The 18,604-nt window shown below is 64.3% G+C and carries 16 protein-coding genes; 6 read left to right on the top strand and 10 right to left on the bottom strand.

Annotation, left to right across the window (positions count from 1 at the left end; all coding sequences use genetic code 11):
- Positions 1 to 5 precede the first annotated feature (5 nt).
- Positions 6 to 707 carry an SPOR domain-containing protein gene (locus ACSQ8Y_RS29530; RefSeq protein WP_436270153.1) on the top strand — a complete coding sequence of 234 codons (702 nt, stop codon included), beginning with the start codon at positions 6 to 8 and terminating at the stop codon, positions 705 to 707.
- Between the two features lie 80 nt (positions 708 to 787).
- On the opposite strand, the gene ACSQ8Y_RS29525 is transcribed toward ACSQ8Y_RS29530, so the two are convergent.
- From ACSQ8Y_RS29525 to ACSQ8Y_RS29500, 6 genes are all read right to left on the bottom strand, one after another.
- Complete coding sequence (locus tag ACSQ8Y_RS29525) at positions 788 to 2,131, bottom strand: septal ring lytic transglycosylase RlpA family protein (protein WP_436270152.1); 1,344 nt, start codon at positions 2,129 to 2,131, stop codon at positions 788 to 790.
- Complete coding sequence (gene rodA, locus ACSQ8Y_RS29520; RefSeq protein ID WP_436270151.1) at positions 2,128 to 3,243, bottom strand: rod shape-determining protein RodA; 1,116 nt, start codon at positions 3,241 to 3,243, stop codon at positions 2,128 to 2,130. Before rodA ends, ACSQ8Y_RS29525 begins: the two co-directional genes overlap by 4 nt.
- Before the next feature lie 10 nt (positions 3,244 to 3,253).
- Entirely contained in the window at positions 3,254 to 5,464 is a 2,211-nt protein-coding gene (gene mrdA, locus ACSQ8Y_RS29515; protein ID WP_436270150.1) for a penicillin-binding protein 2, read from the bottom strand.
- A 21-nt stretch (positions 5,465 to 5,485) separates the two neighbouring features.
- Positions 5,486 to 5,998: a rod shape-determining protein MreD gene (gene mreD / locus ACSQ8Y_RS29510; RefSeq protein WP_436270149.1), complete on the bottom strand. Its 513-nt coding sequence runs from the start codon at positions 5,996 to 5,998 to the stop codon at positions 5,486 to 5,488.
- A complete protein-coding gene (gene mreC / locus ACSQ8Y_RS29505; RefSeq protein ID WP_436270148.1) occupies positions 5,995 to 7,038 on the bottom strand; it encodes a rod shape-determining protein MreC in 1,044 nt (347 codons plus the stop codon). The genes mreD and mreC overlap by 4 nt, the downstream gene beginning before the upstream one ends.
- 96 nt (positions 7,039 to 7,134) lie before the next feature.
- The gene (locus ACSQ8Y_RS29500; RefSeq protein WP_436270147.1) at positions 7,135 to 8,178 is read right to left on the bottom strand and encodes a rod shape-determining protein; all 1,044 of its coding nucleotides are present in this window, start codon (positions 8,176 to 8,178) and stop codon (positions 7,135 to 7,137) included.
- Positions 8,179 to 8,440: 262 nt separating this feature from the next.
- On the opposite strand from ACSQ8Y_RS29500, the gene gatC reads away from it, so the two are divergent.
- Genes gatC through gatB form a run of 3 tightly spaced genes read left to right on the top strand, consistent with a single transcriptional unit; the run spans position 8,441 to position 11,725 of the window.
- Positions 8,441 to 8,743, top strand: a complete 303-nt coding sequence (gatC, locus tag ACSQ8Y_RS29495) for an Asp-tRNA(Asn)/Glu-tRNA(Gln) amidotransferase subunit GatC (RefSeq protein ID WP_436270146.1) — start codon at positions 8,441 to 8,443, stop codon at positions 8,741 to 8,743.
- A gap of 13 nt (positions 8,744 to 8,756) precedes the next feature.
- Positions 8,757 to 10,238 (top strand): Asp-tRNA(Asn)/Glu-tRNA(Gln) amidotransferase subunit GatA, encoded by a 1,482-nt coding sequence (gatA, locus tag ACSQ8Y_RS29490; protein ID WP_436270145.1) that lies wholly within the window; start codon positions 8,757 to 8,759, stop codon positions 10,236 to 10,238.
- 26 nt (positions 10,239 to 10,264) lie between these two features.
- A complete protein-coding gene (gene gatB / locus ACSQ8Y_RS29485; RefSeq protein ID WP_436270144.1) occupies positions 10,265 to 11,725 on the top strand; it encodes an Asp-tRNA(Asn)/Glu-tRNA(Gln) amidotransferase subunit GatB in 1,461 nt (486 codons plus the stop codon).
- Positions 11,726 to 11,943: 218 nt separating this feature from the next.
- On the opposite strand, the gene ACSQ8Y_RS29480 is transcribed toward gatB, so the two are convergent.
- The 3 genes from ACSQ8Y_RS29480 to pyrE form a co-directional block, all read right to left on the bottom strand.
- Complete coding sequence (locus ACSQ8Y_RS29480; protein WP_436270143.1) at positions 11,944 to 12,801, bottom strand: alpha/beta fold hydrolase; 858 nt, start codon at positions 12,799 to 12,801, stop codon at positions 11,944 to 11,946.
- Positions 12,801 to 13,172, bottom strand: coding sequence for a hypothetical protein (locus ACSQ8Y_RS29475; protein ID WP_436270142.1), 372 nt, complete (start codon positions 13,170 to 13,172; stop codon positions 12,801 to 12,803). Before ACSQ8Y_RS29475 ends, ACSQ8Y_RS29480 begins: the two co-directional genes overlap by 1 nt.
- 98 nt (positions 13,173 to 13,270) lie before the next feature.
- The gene (gene pyrE / locus ACSQ8Y_RS29470) at positions 13,271 to 13,936 is read right to left on the bottom strand and encodes an orotate phosphoribosyltransferase (RefSeq protein WP_436270141.1); all 666 of its coding nucleotides are present in this window, start codon (positions 13,934 to 13,936) and stop codon (positions 13,271 to 13,273) included.
- A 47-nt stretch (positions 13,937 to 13,983) separates the two neighbouring features.
- Here pyrE and ACSQ8Y_RS29465 point away from each other — a divergent pair, with 47 nt between their 5' ends.
- A complete protein-coding gene (locus tag ACSQ8Y_RS29465) occupies positions 13,984 to 14,754 on the top strand; it encodes an exodeoxyribonuclease III (RefSeq protein ID WP_436270140.1) in 771 nt (256 codons plus the stop codon).
- Positions 14,755 to 14,844: 90 nt separating this feature from the next.
- On the top strand, positions 14,845 to 17,652 hold the full coding sequence (locus ACSQ8Y_RS29460) for an Ig-like domain-containing protein (protein ID WP_436270139.1): 2,808 nt from the start codon (positions 14,845 to 14,847) through the stop codon (positions 17,650 to 17,652).
- 54 nt (positions 17,653 to 17,706) lie between these two features.
- On the opposite strand, the gene ACSQ8Y_RS29455 is transcribed toward ACSQ8Y_RS29460, so the two are convergent.
- Positions 17,707 to 18,603, bottom strand: a complete 897-nt coding sequence (locus ACSQ8Y_RS29455; RefSeq protein WP_436270138.1) for a pseudouridine synthase — start codon at positions 18,601 to 18,603, stop codon at positions 17,707 to 17,709.
- Position 18,604: the final 1 nt, after the last annotated feature.

The raw sequence follows: 18,604 nt of genomic DNA, 5'->3' as shown, positions 1-18,604 counted from the left end.
ACGCCGTGCTGAAACTCATCTTCTGGTTGCTATTCGCAGTGAACGGCGCCCTTTACGCCTACGGGCAAGGCTACCTCGGCCATTTCAGCGGCAACGAGCGCGAACCGGCACGCCTGAAGAACCAGCAGAACAGCGACAAGCTGGTGCTGATCCCGGCCGCCAAGGCGGAAGCGGCAGTCGCCGCGCTCAAGCCGGCCGTGGCCGAAAGCACGGCCGCGCCGGCGCCAGAAAAGAAGGCTGAAACCGTCGCCTGCTACGAAGTGGGCAACTTCGCACTGGCCGACGCACGCCGCTTCGAGGCGGCCGTGGCGCCGCTCGGACTGGGCGACCGCCAAGCCCGCCGCAATCTGCCGGGCACCGAAATTTCCAGCTACCTCGTGCATATCCCCCCGCAGGGAAGCAAGGAAGGCGCCGACAAGAAAGCGGCCGAACTGCGCGCGCTGGGCATTTCGGACTACTTCATCATGTCCGACACCCCCGCCATGCGCTGGGCCATTTCGCTGGGGGTGTTCAAGACGGAAGCGGCGGCGCAAACCCTGCTGGCACAATTGCAGAAACAGGGTGTGCATAGCGCCCGCGTCGCGCCGCGCATGAGCGCCAGCAAGCTGCTGGCCTTCCAGTTCCGCGACATCAGCGGCGCCATCAAGGCGCAACTGGACGACAAGCTCAAAGCCTTCCCGAACCAGGAAAGCCGCAGCTGCAAGTAACAGCAGACAAGGCCAGCATATTCACTGCGATCGCGTTCGAACGGCAAGGCATGCTCCCCGGGCGCTATCGGCGCAGGCGATCAACGCTGGATGATCAGCGGCTTCAGACCCATGGACTGCGGCAGGCCGGGGATGGCTTGCGCGGCGTCTTGCCGGGTGGCGTAGGGGCCGGCGTACAGGCGGTGCACATCGCCGGCAGGGACAATTTCAAGGCCGCTCAGTGCGCCGTCCATCGCCAGCCTGGCGCGCACGGCCTCCGCATTCTCGGCGCGGCCATACGCGCCCAATTGCAGATAGTAACCACTCTTCGTCGCTGATGCCGGCACGGCCATGGCCGCCGGCGCTGCCACCGCGGCGGTTTGCGGCGTCAGGATCAAGGGCGCGGCGCGCGGCATGGCTTGCATGGCGGCGGGGTACAGCGCCGGCTGCGCGGCCGGCTGCATGGCAAGCTGTACGGCGGCGGGGCCGGACTGCGCGGCGGCTGGGCCAGGCGGCGCCATCGCGTCCAGCATCGCCGCCGGGGGCGCGGCGGCGGCGCTGGCGGAACTGACAGCGGCGGCGCCGGAACCGGACGGCGGCGCGGGATATAACATTGCGGCCATCTCGTCGGGCGCGCGGCGGGTCGCAGGCCCCAGCGCCGCGCGTACGGCCGGCTGGACCGGCGCCAGCGTCTGCCGCACCGGCGCGGACGCTTGCTGCCCGCGCGCGGCGTTATAGCGCTCCGCGTCCGCCGGCAAAATCCGCTCGACTTCCAGTTGGTGGCTGCCTTTGCTCAGCAAGTCCAGCTTCAGCGCGGCCGTGTAGGAAACGTCGATCACGCGCGTGGAATGGAAAGGCCCACGGTCGTTGATGCGCACCACCACCTGCTTGCCGTTGTCCAGGTTGGTGACCTTGGCATACGACGGGATCGGCAGCGTAGGATGGGCCGCCGTCATCTTGTACATGTCGTAAAGCTCGCCGGACGAGGTGCGCTGGCCATGGAATTTCTTGCCGTACCAGGTGCCCAGGCCACGCTGGACGAAGGGCTGGTTCGCATCCGTGATCGGGGTGTAGGTCTTGCCGAAGACGACGTAAGGCTTGTTCGAGCGCGGGTTGGGCGGCTCGTTGCGCACTTCGGCGTCCGGCGTTTGCAGCAGGTTGGGCGGCGGATTTTCACCCGGGCCATCGTCCTGGTAATAGCCGCCACGGCCGGAATTGGCCGGCGGCAGCACCGGCACGCCGGGCTCGGGCTTCTGCCTGGCGGCCGGCTTGCCCGCCGGGGCGGGATGCTCGGCAGCCGGGGACGGCTGCTGCGGTGCACTGCCGCAGCCGGCCAGCGCCAGCAGCGCCGCCAGGCATGCCGCCGGCAGGGGGCTCGATAACACACGCTGGCGGGCCGCGCGGCCGAAACCGGAAACCGTGCTGTGGTTCGGGCCGCGCATCATGTCTGCACCAGCTTTCGGTGGCGCTGTATGCTCATCAGGATGCCCGATGCCAAGCCCAGCGTCAGCAGTGCGGTGCCGCCGTAGCTCATGAACGGCAGCGGCACGCCGACCACCGGCAGGATGCCGCTGACCATGCCCATGTTGACGAAGGCGTAGGTGAAGAAAATCATCGTCACGGCGCCCGCCAGCAGGCGCGTGAAGAAGTTGGGCGCGTTTGCCGCGATCATCAGGCCGCGCCCGATCAGCAGCAGATACAGCAGCATCAGGAACAGGTTGCCGACCAGTCCGAACTCCTCGGAGTAGACGGCGAAAATGAAGTCGGTGGTGCGCTCGGGGATGAATTCCAGGTGGGCCTGGGTGCCCTCTTTCCAGCCCTTGCCCATCATGCCGCCGGAGCCGACGGCGATGGTGGACTGGATGATGTGGAAGCCCTTGCCCAGCGGGTCGGTGGTGGGGTCGATCAAGGTCATGATGCGTTCGCGCTGGTAGTCGTGCATCATGGACCAGGCCACCGGCAGGCTGGCGCCGGCCGCCACGCCCAGCGCCAGGATCGCTTTCCACGACAGGCCGGCCAGGAAGATCACGCAGAAGCCCGCCATCACCACCAGCAGCGCCGTGCCCAGGTCGGGCTGGCGCGCGATCAGGAACACCGGCACCACCAGCAGCACCGCCGCGATGGCATAGGAATGCCAGCGCAATGTGCCCTGGCGCTGCTGGAAGAACCAGGCCAGCATCAAGGGCACGGCGATCTTGGCGAGTTCGGAAGGCTGGATGTCGATCACGCCGATGTGCAGCCAGCGCCGCGCACCAAGCTTGATCGTGCCGGCCACCGCCACCGCCACCAGCAGCGCCACCGTCACCACGTAGGCAGGCAGCGCCACCCGCATCATCAGTTGCGGCGACACGTTGGCCACCATCCACATCACCAGGAAGGACATGCAGATATTGCGCACCTGGTCTTCGATCTTGCCCGGTATGCCGATGCTGGCCGACACCAGCGTGACCAGGCTGGTGGACAGCAACAGCACGATGACCAGCGTCAGCGGAATGTCGAACACGGTCAGATAGGGTTTCATGCGCCGCCACAGCGAGCGCCTTTCGTTGATGCGCATACGGCTTTCCTTATTCTTTCTTGCGCGGCTGCGCAGGCGGCACTGGCGGCAGCGCCGCAGGCGGTTGCGCGTGCGGCGGCACGGCCGGCGGCACCACGGCGGCGTGCCTGCGCGGGGCAGCCGGCGGTTGCGGCGGCGGCGTTTGTATCAGCGGCGGATTCTGCGGCGGCTGCGGCTTCTGCACCGTGCCGGGCTTGGCTGCCGTGGCGGCTTGTCCGGCACCGGCGGCAGGAGCGGCAGCGCCGCCTTCGGCCACGCGGCGCTGCTCGCTGATGATGGCAGCCGCTTCCTCGTCCACCGGGTCGAGCACGGGTTCGAAAGCCTCGGCGTCTTCCTTGGGCACCTTGGTGGTGTCCTTGGCCGGCAGCTTGCCCAGCAGGTAGTAGTCCAGCACCTTGCGCGCGATGGGCGCGGCCACCGCACCGCCGAAGCCGGCGTTCTCCACCACCATGGCGATGGCGATGCGCGGCTTGTCAGCCGGTGCGAAAGCTGTGAACAGGGCGTTGTCGCGCAGCCGTTCGGCCATGGTGTTGGCGTTGTACTTTTCATTGGCCTTGATCGCCACCACCTGCGCGGTACCGGTCTTGCCGCCCACCGTGTAGGCAGCGTTGGTGAAGGCGCGGTAGGCGGTGCCGCCAGGCTCGCTGGTCACGCCGACCATGGCGTCCTTGACGATGTCCACGTTCGCCTGCTTCAACGGGATGCGGTAGCTTTCCTTCGGCACCGTGAGCGTGCGCGCGCGGGTGGCGCCGTCCTCGACGATTTTCACCAGGTGGGGCTTCATCACCACGCCGTTGTTGGCCAGGATGGACACTGCCTGCGCGATCTGCAGCGGCGTGTAGGCGTTATAACCGGAGCCGTTGGCGATGGAGATGGTATCGCCGCCGACCCAGCGCCCGGCCTGCGGATTTTTCTTGAAGCGGTTGCGCTTCCATTCCTGCGACGGCAGCACGCCGACCTTTTCGTTTTCCAGGTCGATACCGGTCGGCTGGCCGAAACCGAACGGCTTCATGAAGTCGTGGATGGCGTCGATACCCATGTCGCGGCCAAGGATGTAGTAATAGGTGTTGCAGGAGACGACGATGGATTTGCGCAGGTCCACCGTGCCGTGCCCGCCCACCACGTCGTCGCGGAACTTGTGCGCGCCGAGGTAGAAGAAGCCCGGGTCGCCGATGGCCTGGCTCGGCGTGCGTTTGCCGGTTTCCAGCGCCGCCAGCGCCATGAAGGGCTTGAAGGTGGAACCCGGCGCATAAGTGCCGGACAGCGGACGGTTCACCATCGGCTTGTCGAGCGAGGTATTGAGCTCGTTCCAGCTCTGCTGGTCGATGCCGTCCACGAACAGGTTGGGGTCGTAGCCGGGCCGCGACACGTAGGCCAGGATGTCGCCGGTCGACGGTTCGATGGCCACCAGCGCGCCGCGCCACTCGCCGAAGGCTTCCTCCACCACCTGCTGCAGCTTGATGTCGATCGACAGGATCAGGTTGTTGCCCGGCGTGGCGGGCGTGCGCGACAGCGTGCGCACCGCGCGGCCGCCGGCCGAGACCTCCACCTCCTCGTAGCCGGTGACGCCGTGCAGATGCTTCTCGTAGCTCTTCTCCAGGCCTTCCTTGCCGATATGTTCGGTGCCCTTGTAGTTGCGCGAGTCGTCGCCGGCCTCGATCACTTTCGCCTCGCTCTGGCTGATGCGGCCGATGAAGCCGATCACGTGCGAGGCCGTCTCGCCCAGCGGGTACTGGCGGAACAGCCGGGCCTGGATTTCCACGCCGGGGAAGCGGAAGCGCTGCGCGGAAAAGCGCGCCACTTCCTCGTCGGTCAGGCGGGTGCGCAGCGGCACGCCTTCGAAGCTCTTGCTTTCCTCCAGCAGGCGCTTGAAGCGCTTGCGGTCCTTGGCCTCCACCGACACCAGCTTGGCCAAGTCGTCGATCACGGTCTCCAGCGGCACGCGCAGCTTGGACGGCGTGATCTCCAGCGTGTAGGCCGAGTAATTGCTGGCCAGGACCACGCCGTTGCGGTCCACGATCAGGCCGCGGTTGGGCACCACCGGCACGAAAGCGATGCGGTTTTCCTCGGCCTGGGTCATGTAGTGGTCGTGGTGCACCACCTGCAGCCAGACAAAGCGCGCCAGCAGCAGCGCAAAGCAGACGAACACCAGCAGGCCCAGCACCGACAGGCGCAGGCGGAACAGGTGCAGTTCGCGTTCGGTATTCTTAAGTTCAGTCATTGCGGGCTTGCATTCCTACCCTTAAATCGGACGCGTATGGTCTTTGTCCACCGCGCGGCGCTGCGGCGCCAGCAGCAGCATGGAGATCACCGGCCACAACACCACCGCCACCGCGCTCTCGATGAAGTACCAGAAACCCGGGAATTTGCCGGACACGATGAAGCGCACCGTCAGCTGTACCGACTGTGCCATCAGCAGCAGCGGAAACACGTGCATGGCCTGCGTCATCATCGGGAACCACAGCATGCGGCGGTGCATCATGATGGCGCAATAGGACAGCAGCGTGTAGGCCAGCGCGTTCTCGCCGAGCAGCGTCGCGTCGTGCACGTCCATCATCAAGCCGAGGAAGAAGGCGGTGCCGATGCCGACTTTGCGCGGCTGATGCACGCCCCAGAACACCAGCGTCAACGCGACGAAATCGGGCGCGCCGACGAAGTGGCCCCAAGGCAGCAGGTTAAGCAGGAAAGCGCAGAAAAGGCTGAAAGTGATGAACAGCCGGCTGACCGGCAGCAGGATGTAGTGTGGACGATTCATCGCGCGTCTTTCTTCGGTTCGGCGGCGGGGACGGCCGCCGCCGCAGCGGGCGGCCTGGCCACCGGCGCGGCGGCGCCAGCGGCAGCTGGTGCGGGTGCCGCAGGTGCAGGGGCCGGCGCGGCGGCGGCAGCGGCGGCGGCCTCCTTGGCAGCCTTGCCCTTCTTGCCCGGCTTGAGCGGCTCTTCTTCCGGCGGCCGTGGCGGCAGGTCCGGCGGCGACATCAGGATCAGCAACTGGCGGTGGTTCTGGATGCCGGCCAGCGGCTGGCAGGCCACGCGGCCAAAGGCGCCGTTACCGTTGTTCTCCACCTGCGTCACGCGCGCCACGGCCAGACCGGCCGGGTAGACGCCGTCGATGCCGGAGGTGATCAGGATATCGCCCACCTGCACGTCGGCGTTGGGCGCCATGAAGCGCAGGTCGAGCTGGCCGGACTGGCCGCGCCCGTACGCCACGCTGCGCAAGCCGTTGCGCAGCAGCTGCACCGGAATCGCCTGCTCCTTGTCGGTCAGCAGCGTGACTTCGGAGGTGAATGGGAACACCCGCGTCACCTGCCCCACCACGCCCTGGTTGTCGATCACCGGCAGGCCAAGCTGCACGCCGCTTTGGGCGCCGCGGTCCAGCACCACCTTGCGGCTGGCGCTGTCGCGCGCGTCGTACAGGATCTCGGCCAGCATGGACTTGCCCGGCACGTGCTCGCGCGCCTCCAGCAGCTTGCGCAGCTGCGCGTTTTCAGCGTTGTAGAGTTGCGCCTGCTGCAAAGCCTGGGCGGTGGTGATCTGCTGCTGGCGCAGGTCGCGCACCTGCTTTTCCAGCAGCGACAACGAGGAGAAGTAATCGCCGACGCCCTGCACCGCGTCGCGCGGCAGCAGGGCCGCCATTTGCAGCGGGTAGAGCACCGTGCCGACCACCTGGCGCACCGTCGTCAGCGCGTGCATGCGCGCATCGGCCAATAGCAGGGCAATCGAAATGCAGGCGAACAGAGTCATCTTGACGCGAGCGGGCGCGCCTTGCTTGAAGAGTGGCGGAGGACTGTATTCCATGACTTCCAATAATCCAGCGCTCGCGCGCCATCGAACGGCCTTAGACCATCACCTAAAAGCAGCGGGGCGGCTTCTAGGCCGCCCCGCTTACTCAGATCATTCGTACGAGAAGATCGAGCCCAGCTGGTCCATCCGCTCCAGCGCCATGCCGGAGCCGCGCACCACGCAGGTCAGCGGATCTTCCGCCACCAGCACCGGCAGGCCGGTCTCCTCCATCAGCAGGCGATCCAGGTCGCGCAGCAGCGCGCCGCCGCCGGTCAGCATCATGCCCTTTTCCGCGATGTCCGCGCCCAGTTCCGGCGGGGTCTGCTCCAGCGCGTTCTTGACGGCCGAAACAATGTTGTTCAGCGGGTCGGTCAGCGCTTCCAGGATCTCGTTCGACGAGATCGTGAACGAGCGCGGGATGCCTTCGGACAGGTTGCGGCCCTTGACTTCCATCTCTTTCACTTCGGAGCCCGGGAAGGCCGAACCGATGGCCTTCTTGATCGCCTCGGCGGTCTGTTCGCCGATCAGCATGCCGTAGTTGCGGCGGATGTAGTTGACGATGGCTTCGTCGAACTTGTCGCCGCCCACGCGCACCGAACCTTTATAGACCATGCCGCCCAGCGAGATGATGCCCACCTCGGTGGTGCCGCCGCCGATGTCGACCACCATCGAACCGGTCGCGTCCGACACCGGCAGGCCGGCGCCGATCGCCGCCGCCATCGGCTCTTCGATCAGGTAGACCTGCGAAGCGCCGGCGCCCAGCGCCGATTCGCGGATCGCGCGGCGCTCGACCTGGGTCGAGCCGCATGGCACGCAAATGATGATGCGCGGCGACGGGCGGAAGAATTTGGAATCGTGCACCATGCGGATGAACTGCTTGAGCATCTGTTCGGTGACGGTGAAGTCGGCGATCACGCCGTCTTTCATCGGGCGGATCGCCTCGATGTTGCCGGGCACTTTGCCCAGCATCTGCTTCGCTTCCTTGCCGACCGCCTGTATCGTCTTCTTGCCGTTCGGGCCGCCTTCCTGGCGGATCGCGACGACAGAAGGCTCGTCCAGCACGATGCCGAGTCCGCGTACATAAATCAGGGTGTTGGCCGTGCCCAAGTCAATGGCCAGATCGGTGGAAATATACCTGCGTAAAAAACCAAACATGAGTATCCTGTGGCGCTTTGCCCGCACGCGCGGGCAGTTATAGGGAGTATCCGGGAGGCGGCGGCTGCCTATTCGGCGCCAGCTACGCATCAACCCGCCATTCTACCTTATAATTTGAATGTTATTTACCATTAATCCGCTCTAAAGTGCGACTCTGCAACGCGTTAATTGCGCGGCAATCGCGGGATGTTCACGGCTAAATAGCAGGAATTACAAGTTCTTTATCAATATCACAACCGCGCGCTCCACCGCGCTTCTCGCCATGTCCCTGACACTATCCGACGTAAAACGCATCGCCAACCTGGCGCAACTGGAAATGAGCGAAACCCAGGCCGGTACCGCCCTGGAACAGCTGAACGGCATATTCGCGCTGGCCGAGCAGATGCAGGCAGTCGAGACCACCGGCGTTGCGCCTCTGAGCCACCCGCTGGCGGCCCACATGAACAACATCGCGCTGCGCCTGCGCGACGACGTGGCCACCGAGCCCAACCGCCGCGAAGACTACCAAAAAGTGGCGCCGAAGACCGAAGACGGCCTGTACCTGGTACCTAAAGTAATCGATTAAGTTCTTAAAGCCCATGCATACCAAAACCATTAAAGAGCTGTCCGCGCTCCTGCAGAACAAAGAAATTTCCGCCACCGCGCTGGCGACGCATTTCCTGGACCGCATAGAGAAAAGCGAGCTGAACGCCTTCCTGCACGTGGACCGCGCCCTGACCCTGGCGCAGGCGGCCGAAGCGGACGCCCGCATCGCCGCCGGCACCGCCACGCCCCTGACCGGCGTACCGATCGCGCACAAGGACATCTTCGTCACCCAGGGCTGGCGCTCGACCGCCGGCTCGAAAATGCTGGCCAACTACGTCAGCCCCTTCGACGCCACCGTGGTGCAAAAGTTCAACGCGGCCGGCATGGTCACCTTGGGCAAGCTGAACTGCGACGAATTCGCGATGGGCTCGGCCAATGAAAACTCGGCCTTCGGCCCGGTGAAAAACCCTTGGGACCACGGCGCCGTGCCTGGCGGCTCCTCGGGCGGTTCGGCCGCCGCCGTGGCCGCGCGCCTGGCGCCGGGCGCGACCGGCACCGACACCGGCGGTTCGATCCGCCAGCCGGCCGCGTTCTGCGGCATCACCGGCATCAAGCCCACCTACGGCCGCGTGTCGCGCTTCGGCATGATCGCCTTCGCCTCTTCGCTGGACCAGGGCGGCCCGATGGCCCAGACCGCCGAGGACTGCGCCCTGCTGCTGAACGCCATGGCCGGCTTCGACGAGCGCGATTCGACCAGCCTGACGCCCGAGCAAGGCGGCGTGCAGGAAGACTTCAGCCGCGACCTGGCGCAGCCGCTGGCCGGCCTGCGCATCGGTGTGCCGAAGGAGTACTTCGGCGCCGGCCTGGCGGCCGACGTGGAGGGCGCCGTGCGCGCCGCCCTGGCGAAGTACGTCGAACTGGGGGCCACGCTGGTGGACGTCTCGCTGCCGAACACGGCGCTGTCCATCCCGGCCTACTACATGATCGCCCCGGCCGAAGCCTCGTCCAACCTGTCGCGTTTCGACGGCGTGCGCTTCGGCCACCGCGCCGACGGCTACAAAGACCTGCAGGACATGTACAAGAAGACCCGCGCCGAAGGCTTCGGCCCCGAAGTGCAGCGCCGCATCATGGTCGGCACCTACGTGCTGTGCCACGGCTATTACGACGCCTACTACCTGAAGGCGCAGCGCATCCGCCGCCTGATCGCGCAAGACTTCGAAGCCGTGCTGAACGGTCCGAACGCCGTGTGCGACGTCATCATGGGGCCGGTGGCCCCGACCGTGGCCTGGGACCTCGGCTCCAAGTCCGACCCGGTGGCCAACTACCTGGCCGACATCTACACCCTGTCGACCAGCCTGGCCGGCCTGCCCGGCATGTCCATCCCCTGCGGCTTCGGCCAGGGCGACAAGAACGGCAAGCGCCCGGTCGGCCTGCAAATCATCGGCAACTATTTCGCTGAAGCCAAGCTGCTGAACGTGGCACACCAGTTCCAGCAAGCAACCGAGTGGCACAAGCAAGCCCCGAGCGGCATTTAATCCTCCCTACTAGCGAGAACAGAAATATGGAATGGGAAGTCGTCATCGGTATTGAGAACCACGTGCAGCTCACTACCGAATCGAAAATCTTCAGCGGCTCGCCGATCAAATTCGGCGCCGAAGCCAACACGCAAGCCAGCCCGGTCGACCTGGCGCTGCCGGGCGTGCTGCCCGTCATGAACAAGGCCGCCGTCGAGCGCGCGATCCGCTTCGGCCTGGCCGTGGACGGCAAAATCGCCCCGCAGTCCATCTTCGCGCGCAAGAACTACTTCTACCCGGACTTGCCGAAAGGCTACCAGATCAGCCAATTCGAAGATCCGGTGGTCCAGGGCGGCTCGCTGACCTTCGGCTACGAAAAGGACGGCAAGTTCGTCACCAAGACCGTCAACCTGACGCGTGCGCACCTGGAAGAAGATGCCGGCAAATCACTGCACGAGGACTACCACGGCATGTCGGGCATCGACCTGAACCGTGCCGGCACGCCGCTGCTGGAGATCGTGTCCGAACCGGAAATCCGCAGCGCGACGGAAGCGGTGGCTTATTGCAAAGCGCTGCACGGCCTGGTGATGTGGCTGGGCGTTTGCGACGGCAATATGCAGGAAGGTTCTTTCCGCTGCGATATTAACGTATCGGTCCGTCGCAAAGGCGCCACCGAATTCGGCACCCGCTGCGAGATTAAAAACCTGAACTCCTTCCGCTTTATCGAAGAAGCCGTTCACGTTGAAGTGCGCCGCCAGATTGAATTGATCGAAGATGGCGGCACCGTGGTGCAAGCCACCCGCCTTTACGATCCGGATAAAAAAGAAACCCGCCAGATGCGCAGCAAGGAAGACGCGCAGGATTACCGCTACTTCCCGGATCCGGACCTGCCGCCGCTGGCCATTTCGGAAGAATGGATTTCCCGCGTCAAAGCAGCCATGCCTGAATTGCCTGGCGTGATGCGCAAGCGTTTTATCGAAGAGTACGCGCTGTCTGAATATGACGCGCTGGTATTGACCTCGTCCAAGGCGATGGCGGTTTATTTCGAGTCCGTGGTGAATAAAGCCGGCAAGGAAAATGCCAAGGCAGCAGCCAACTGGCTGATGGGCGACGTCTCCTCCACGCTGAACCGCGAGAATGCCGATATCGCCACCGCACCGGTCAAGCCTGCGCAATTGGCTGCCATGCTGAAGCGTATTGCCGACGGCACCATCTCCAACAAGATAGCGAAAGAGATCTTCAGTGCGATGTGGGAAGCCAATTCGGACGACGAGAATCTGGTCGATGTCATTATCGATGCCAAGGGACTGAAGCAGATTTCGGACACCGGCGCGCTGGAAGCGATCGTGAACGAGGTATTGGCCGCCAACGAGAAATCGGTGGAGCAATATCGCGCCGGTAAAGAGGCGGCAATCAACGCGCTGATCGGGCAGGCAATGAAAGCATCCAAGGGCAAGGCCAATCCGGCCCAGCTGACGGAACTGCTGAAGCAAAAACTGGCCGGCTGATACTCGGCGGTCTAAAACGGAAGGCGCCTGCGGGCGCCTTTTTTTGCGCCTGTCACATCAATAATTGGCTCAATCACGCCAACTGTTGGCTTAAATAGCCCCAGACATGTCATTCCCGTGTAAGCGGGAATCCATGCCGAGCCTCAATGGACGCGATGTATGGATTCCCGCCTGCGAGGGAATGACAAAGTAGTGATGGAATTGAGGAGCTGTGGCGCTTACGCGCCGATGCGGGGCTGCATCCAGCTCAGGATATCGGCGAAGATTTCTTCGCGATTGGACTCGTTGAAATTCTCGTGGTAATTCTTCAGCTGGAAACTATAACGCAGCAGTTTGCCGTCTATCGTCGTCAGCATTGCTTCGGCGGCTTTGGCGTCCGCCAGCTTGTCGTCGCCTGCAACCACCGCATAAAGCGGAAAACGCCAGGCCGGCATTTTCTCGGCCAGGCCCTTTTGCGCCTCGCCCAAAGCATGGCCGAAGCGCACGGTTAATTCCGTCGCGCGCACGCCGTCATTTTCGTCGACATGGTGGCGCGCGGTGATCGCCGCGTCATGCGTCAATACATCGGTAAACGACGCCACCGGCACTTTCATTCCCGGCACCAGCCTGGCCAATAATCCCGACATCTTCTGCAGCACCACCGGAACCTTTACCGCGTTCACATAATACGGCGAAGACAGCACAAAACCTTTCACATCCTCGCTCCGCCGTAAACGCTCCAGGCCGAATTTGGTGGCGATCAATCCGCCCATGGAATGGCCCATGATAAATATCGGCAGGCCGGGATAATTCTTTCTTATCCATTGCAGGAATAATTCGGCCTCATCCAGGAAGATTTCAAAGTCCGGAATATCGGCGCGGCGTTTGCCGTCGTGGCCGCACATGTCGAAGCTGGCGGTCGCGATATCGTGATTGCGGAAATAAAGCGCGGGGGTGACGTAATCGCCGGCGTGAGCCAGGGCGCCGTGCAGCGCCATGATCACAGCGCGCGGCTGTGACGGTTCCCATATATGCACGGTGCGCTCTGCCCCATTCCGTCCTTTAAAACGGGTCAGCCTGTCTTCGGAGAATCGCATCAGGAAGTAATACTGAGGGTAATGCCCATTTCTATCAGCAGCGTCAATTCCGCCAAAGAGAAATCCAGCGTCGGCGCGCCGGGGGCCGGGTCGCAGACGTAGGAAATGCGCAGTTCGGCTTCGATATTGGGCGCGTCGAACGAGATGCCGCGCGCCTGGCATTCCATCAGGAAGCCATGCACCTGCTTCAACAGCACGGCGGGATTCTCGTCCGTGGCCAGGTTGACGTAAAAGCCGGAGTCGATGCGCACCCGGCCGTCCGGCCGCACATCGCCCTTCTTCCAATCGCTGTCCGGCTCGGCGGGCAGGCCGTCGCGCACGTCGGCCAGCGCCTCGTCGTCACCGTACACCTTCAGTGTTGCAATGTTCATTCTTGCTCCAGCGTCAACGTTACAGCAAAGAAAACACAGTCTAGCATACGGCGGCAGGGAGTAAAGCGCGGCGCGCTTTGGCGCCGCACCGGTATCATTTATGCAACACCGTACTGGGCGCGGTAGGCCGCCACCGCATCCTTATATTGCTGCAAGGCCGGATCGGCCGTCGCGCCGGACAAATAGGCGAACAAATCGTCCAGGTTGCCGATCGAGATCACCGGAATGCCGTAGAGCTGGCTGACTTCCTGCACTGCGGAGAGTTCGGACATGACGCCGTCCTTGGCGCCGCGCTCCATGCGGTCCAGCGCGATCAGCACGGCGGCCGGTTCGGCGCCGGCGGCCCGTATCATGGCCACCGATTCGCGCACCGAGGTGCCGGCCGAGATGACGTCGTCGATGATGACGACCTTGCCCTGCAGCTTGGCGCCGACGATGGTGCCGCCTTCGCCATGGTCCTTGGCTTCCTTGCGGTTGAAGGCGAAGGAGGTGTTGCGGCCCTTGCCGGCCAGCGCGACCGCTGTGGCGGACGCCAGGGTGATGCCTTTGTAGGCCGGGCCGAACAGCATGTCGAACTCGACGCCGGAGTCCAGCAGGGTCTGCGCGTAGAACTGCGCCAGCTGGGCCAAGGTCGCGCCTTCGTGGAACAGGCCGGCGTTGAAGAAATACGGCGACTGGCGCCCCGCTTTCGTGGTGAAATCGCCAAAGCGCAAAACTCCCGTTGCCACGGAAAACGCGATAAACTCTTGCCGTAAATTTTTCATATTGCCTCGTAAGTAGTAAGTGCCTGTATTTTAATCCCTGTGCCCCTATGCCAAAAATCATTTCAGCAAACCTGAACGGTATCCGCTCCGCCTCCACCAAAGGCTTCTTCACCTGGATGGCGGCGCAAGATGCCGACTTCGTCTGCGTACAGGAGCTAAAAGCCGTCGCCACCGACATGACGCCCGAATTCCTGAACCCGGGCGGCTACCACGGCCACTTCCACTACGCCGAGAAGAAAGGCTATTCCGGCACCGGCATCTACAGCAAAATCGCGCCGGATGCGGTGCTGATCGGCTTCGGCAGCCCCGAGTTCGACGCGGAAGGCCGCTATGTGCGCTGCGATTTCGGTCCGCTGACGGTCATTTCCGTATATTGCCCGTCCGGCTCCTCCGGCCCGGAGCGCCAGGAAGCGAAATTCCGCTTCATGGACCTGTTCATCGCCCATCTGCAGCAATTGCACGCGGAAGGCCGCGAGGTGGTGATCTGCGGCGACTGGAACATCGCCCACCACGAGATCGACCTGAAGAACTGGAAAGGCAACAAGAAGAATTCCGGCTTCCTGCCCGAGGAGCGCGCCTGGCTGACCCGCGTGTTCGACGAAGTGGGCTTTGTCGACGTCCATCGCGGCCTGGACAAGCGCGAAGAACAGTACACATGGTGGAGCAACCGGGGCCAGGCTTACGCGAAGAACGTGGGCTGGCGCATCGATTACCATGTCGCCACCAAGGGCATCGCCGGCAAGGCGCACCAGGTGGCGATCTACAAGGATGAACGCTTCTCCGACCATGCGCCGCTGATCATCGACTACCATCCCTGATGATATTGCCATAGTGAAAATTTAGATGCAGTGCAGTCACTTTTTTGATACTATATTGTGGCGATCCTGCCTCCGCCTTTCACCTCCCCCATGTCCCAGATCATTCCCGTGGCGTCCGCGCCGGTCCTGACTTCCGCTACGCCGGCCGATAACACGGGCGCCGTCAGCGCCAGCGCGGACATCGTGCTGAACTTCAGCGCCGCGGTGCACGCGGGGAGCGGCTATATCACCATCAGCGACGGCGCCATGCAGACCTATATGGGACGCGATGGCTTGCTGCACACCCGCATGGTGGGTGCAACGGACACCCGCACCATCAGCATGTCGGACACCAGCCAGGTGAGCATCAGCGGCGGCCAGGTGACCATCAACCTGGCGGCCGACCTGAAGGCCGGGCTCAGCTACAGCGTGCAGATGGGCTCCGGCGCACTGCTGGGGGAGAGCGGCCTGAGCTACGCTGGCCTGCTGGACGCCACCAAGCTGAACTTCTCGGTCAGCAGCGCTTCGGCAACGCCGGTGGCGCCCACTGCCGTGGTCGATTTCCTGTCCATGTACAGTTACAGCAGCGAGACACCTTTCATCACCAATATCGCCAACCAGCACTTCAGCGGCACCTTCACGGGCCAGCTCGGCAGCGGCGACAAGGTGCAAGTGTCGATCGACGGCGCCACCTGGCATGACGCCACCGTGGACGGCAGCGGCTGGGGCTACGACAGCACCATTTCCGCCAGCGGCACCTTGCGCGCGCGCGTGACCGGCAGCACCGGCCTCAGTTCGGAAGTCAAGAGCCAAGCCTACACCTACGACATCGCGGGTCCGTCGGTCTCCAGCATGACACTGAGCAAGGCGGCGCTGGGCGTGGGCGAATCGGCCACGCTGACGGTGGTGTTCACGGAAAAGGTCAGCGGCCTGACGCTGGAATCGTTCGGCATGCACAACAGCACACTGAGCGGCCTGGAATCGTCGACCGACGGCCTCAGCTGGACCGCCACCGTGACCATGGGCACGGAGGGCCTGCCTGGCGGCGACGTGACCATCAATGCCTCCTCCGTGAAAGACGTCGCAGGCAATTACGGCACAGGCTCGGTGACCGAGGCTTACACGCGCGGCGCCGTCTCGCTGGCCGGCCTGACGGTCGGCCTGGACAGCGACAGCGACAACGACACCGGCCAGTACCAGGACGACCATCTCACCAACACCACCACGCCCACCGTCTACCTCGACATCGACGGCGTGTCCGGCCTGGTGACGGGCGACCGGATCGGGATCTACGAGCAGGCCGGCAACGCGCTGCTGGGCAGCTACACGCTCACCGACAGCGACTTCGGCGCCTACGGCGGCCGCGTCAGCGTCACCGTGAGCGGCCTGGACGACGGCGTGCACAATCTGGTGGCGCGCGCCACCGACGCCGCCGGCAGCGTGGGCACGGCGTCATCGACGGCGCTGGCCGTCACCATCGACACCGACGCGCCAGGCGTCGCCAGCACCAGCCCGAGCGGCGAAGGCGCGGTTGAAAGCAGCCTGAAAACCATCACCATCACCTTCGACGAAGACATCGCTTGGGCGAGCGGCAACGGCATCATCATCGACAGCGCGGAGCAGGAGCTGTTGAACCTGACTTTCGAGACTTCGATCCCGAGCGACCCGGAAAACCCGAGCCACAGCTATCTGACGTACGACGACGACACGCGCGTGCTGACCATACACCTGAAGGACACGCTGCCCGCAGGCGCCAGCTACCGGGTGCTCAACAACGGCCAGGCGATCTTCGACGTGGCCGGCAATGACTACGCCGGCAGCGCCACGCTGCTCAATTTCCGCATTGCCGACAACGGCGTGACGCTGCCGGGCGCGCCCACGGTGACGGTCACCGACAGCGGTGCGGCGGACGGCATCACCAATGCCGCCACCGTCCTGGTGACGGGCTTGAGCGCCAGCCACTGGATCTATTCGGTGGACGGCGGCGAGAGCTATTCGCTGGAACAGGACAGCGACGGCGACAGCGCCAGCTTCACCCTGCCGAGCGACGGCGTGTACGAGGCTGGCAAGATCCGGGTGGTGCAGTACGACACGGCCGAGCAGAAAAGCGAAGCCGGACAAGTCGGTTCAGCGCTGACGCTGGACACCACCGCGCCCGAGGCCGCCATCGCCTCGGCCGGCGGCTTCAGCCACACCGACACCAGCATCGCCGGCACGTACACCGGCACGCTGCTGAGCGACGACCATATTGAATACTCGGTGAACGGCGGCGATTGGCAGCAGGCCAGCACCGGCGACGGCATCTGGACCGCCTCTGGCCTTGCGCTGGCGTCGGCCAGCGACACGCTGGCGGTGCGCGTGGCGGACAGCGCCGGCAACGTCGCCGACAACGGCTTCTTCCCCGGCAGCACCGGCCCGAGCTACTTCGGCGGCAGCGGCAACGGCCAGTTCACGGCCGGCGACGGCACCGTACTGCTGGCGGGCGCCGGCGACGACGAGGTCACGCTGTCCGGCGGCGCCACTGGCTATATCGACGGCGGCGACGGCTATGACACGCTGACGCTCAACGCATCGCTGAACCTGACCACCAGCGCAGGCCTGTTCGAAAGTGTCGAAGAACTGGTCCTGGCCGATGACACGACGCTGACCATCGGCGACTTCAGCAATCTGGAACGCCTGAACCTGCCGTCGTCCATCGTTTCCGGCTACACGACCTTGACGGTCGAGGGCGGCAGCAGCAGCCGCATCAACCTGTCGGGCTCGAACGCATGGCAGGAAGTGACCTTGCTGAACGCGGAAGGGCTGAGCCTGTTGGCCGTGGCCGAACTACTGACCGGCCACGAGGTCTATGTGAACACCTCCGCCCACCTGATCCTGCTGGTGGGCAGCTCCACGGTCCAGATGCCGGGCGTCGCCTGACGGCTGCGGCTAAGGGGTCAGCGGCTAAAGGGCCAGCGGCTGAAGGGGCAGCGACTAAAGGCTGCGGCGGCTCTCGTAATGGCGGATGCCGCCATAGACCGGATCGGGGAAGGTAATCGCGCGCGCCAGCAGTTTCAATGGCTGCGACACGTCGTCCTGCTTGCACGGCAGCGCCACCGGATAGAAGGCGTCGTTGACGATGGGGATGCCGAGCGAGGCCAGGTGCAAGCGCAACTGGTGCTTGCGCCCGGTGTGCGGCCACAGGCGGTATAAGGTGGCGTCCCCGCCCGCGTAACCGTGCTCGATCACATCGATCACCGTTTCCGAATTCGCTTCACCCTCGGCTTCCTTCATCACGAAAAACTTCTCGCCATCGACCATGCGGCTGCGGTACGTGAAGGGGAACTCGCGCCCGTCCAGGCGCGGCGCCAGCGCCTCGTATTCCTTCTGCACTTCGCGCTTCTGGAACAGCGACTGGAAGGCGCCGCGGCTGGCGATATTGGACGAGAACACCACCACGCCGGCCGTCTCGCGGTCCAGCCGGTGGATGGGCGTGAGGTCCTGCAGGCCGGTGGTTTTCTTCAGGCGCACCAGCAGCGTCTCGTGCAGGAAGCGGCCGGTGGGTATCATCGGCAGGAAGTGCGGCTTGTCCACCACCAGCAGGTGCTCGTCCTGGAACAGGATCTCCTCCTGGAAGGGAATAGGCGTTTCAGCCTGTTCCAGTTCGCGGTAGTAGAAAATGCGCAAGCCGCGCTGGTAGCGGCTGGAAGGCAGCAGGCGGCGGCCGTCGCCGTCCACCACATCGCCGCGCGCCATGCGCTCGCGCCAGGCGGCCTCGCTCACGGCCGGGTAGCGCGCCACCAGGAAGGACAGCATGTCCGGCCACTGCCCTTCCGGCAGCCACAGATAGCTGGGCGCGACACCGTCGCGCAGCGGCAGAGGCGCCACCATG

This window comes from Pseudoduganella sp. LjRoot289 (assembly GCF_964252925.1).
In the GTDB taxonomy this organism is placed as follows: Bacteria; Pseudomonadota; Gammaproteobacteria; order Burkholderiales; family Burkholderiaceae_D; genus Rugamonas.
This window is presented reverse-complemented; position numbering and strand designations above follow the sequence as displayed.

Bases quoted from the DNA above. Each gene is read 5' to 3' on its own strand.
- gatA (WP_436270145.1), top strand. From the start codon at position 8,757: ATGCATACCAAAACCATTAAAGAGCTGTCCGCGCTCCTGCAGAACAAA.
- ACSQ8Y_RS29455 (WP_436270138.1), bottom strand. From the start codon at position 18,603: ATGGTGGCGCCTCTGCCGCTGCGCGACGGTGTCGCGCCCAGCTATCTG.
- mreC (WP_436270148.1), bottom strand. From the start codon at position 7,038: ATGGAATACAGTCCTCCGCCACTCTTCAAGCAAGGCGCGCCCGCTCGC.
- ACSQ8Y_RS29525 (WP_436270152.1), bottom strand. From the start codon at position 2,131: ATGATGCGCGGCCCGAACCACAGCACGGTTTCCGGTTTCGGCCGCGCG.
- mrdA (WP_436270150.1), bottom strand. From the start codon at position 5,464: ATGACTGAACTTAAGAATACCGAACGCGAACTGCACCTGTTCCGCCTG.
- ACSQ8Y_RS29475 (WP_436270142.1), bottom strand. From the start codon at position 13,172: ATGAACATTGCAACACTGAAGGTGTACGGTGACGACGAGGCGCTGGCC.
- pyrE (WP_436270141.1), bottom strand. From the start codon at position 13,936: ATGAAAAATTTACGGCAAGAGTTTATCGCGTTTTCCGTGGCAACGGGA.
- rodA (WP_436270151.1), bottom strand. From the start codon at position 3,243: ATGCGCATCAACGAAAGGCGCTCGCTGTGGCGGCGCATGAAACCCTAT.
- ACSQ8Y_RS29465 (WP_436270140.1), top strand. From the start codon at position 13,984: ATGCCAAAAATCATTTCAGCAAACCTGAACGGTATCCGCTCCGCCTCC.
- ACSQ8Y_RS29460 (WP_436270139.1), top strand. From the start codon at position 14,845: ATGTCCCAGATCATTCCCGTGGCGTCCGCGCCGGTCCTGACTTCCGCT.
- gatC (WP_436270146.1), top strand. From the start codon at position 8,441: ATGTCCCTGACACTATCCGACGTAAAACGCATCGCCAACCTGGCGCAA.
- ACSQ8Y_RS29500 (WP_436270147.1), bottom strand. From the start codon at position 8,178: ATGTTTGGTTTTTTACGCAGGTATATTTCCACCGATCTGGCCATTGAC.
- ACSQ8Y_RS29480 (WP_436270143.1), bottom strand. From the start codon at position 12,801: ATGCGATTCTCCGAAGACAGGCTGACCCGTTTTAAAGGACGGAATGGG.
- gatB (WP_436270144.1), top strand. From the start codon at position 10,265: ATGGAATGGGAAGTCGTCATCGGTATTGAGAACCACGTGCAGCTCACT.
- mreD (WP_436270149.1), bottom strand. From the start codon at position 5,998: ATGAATCGTCCACACTACATCCTGCTGCCGGTCAGCCGGCTGTTCATC.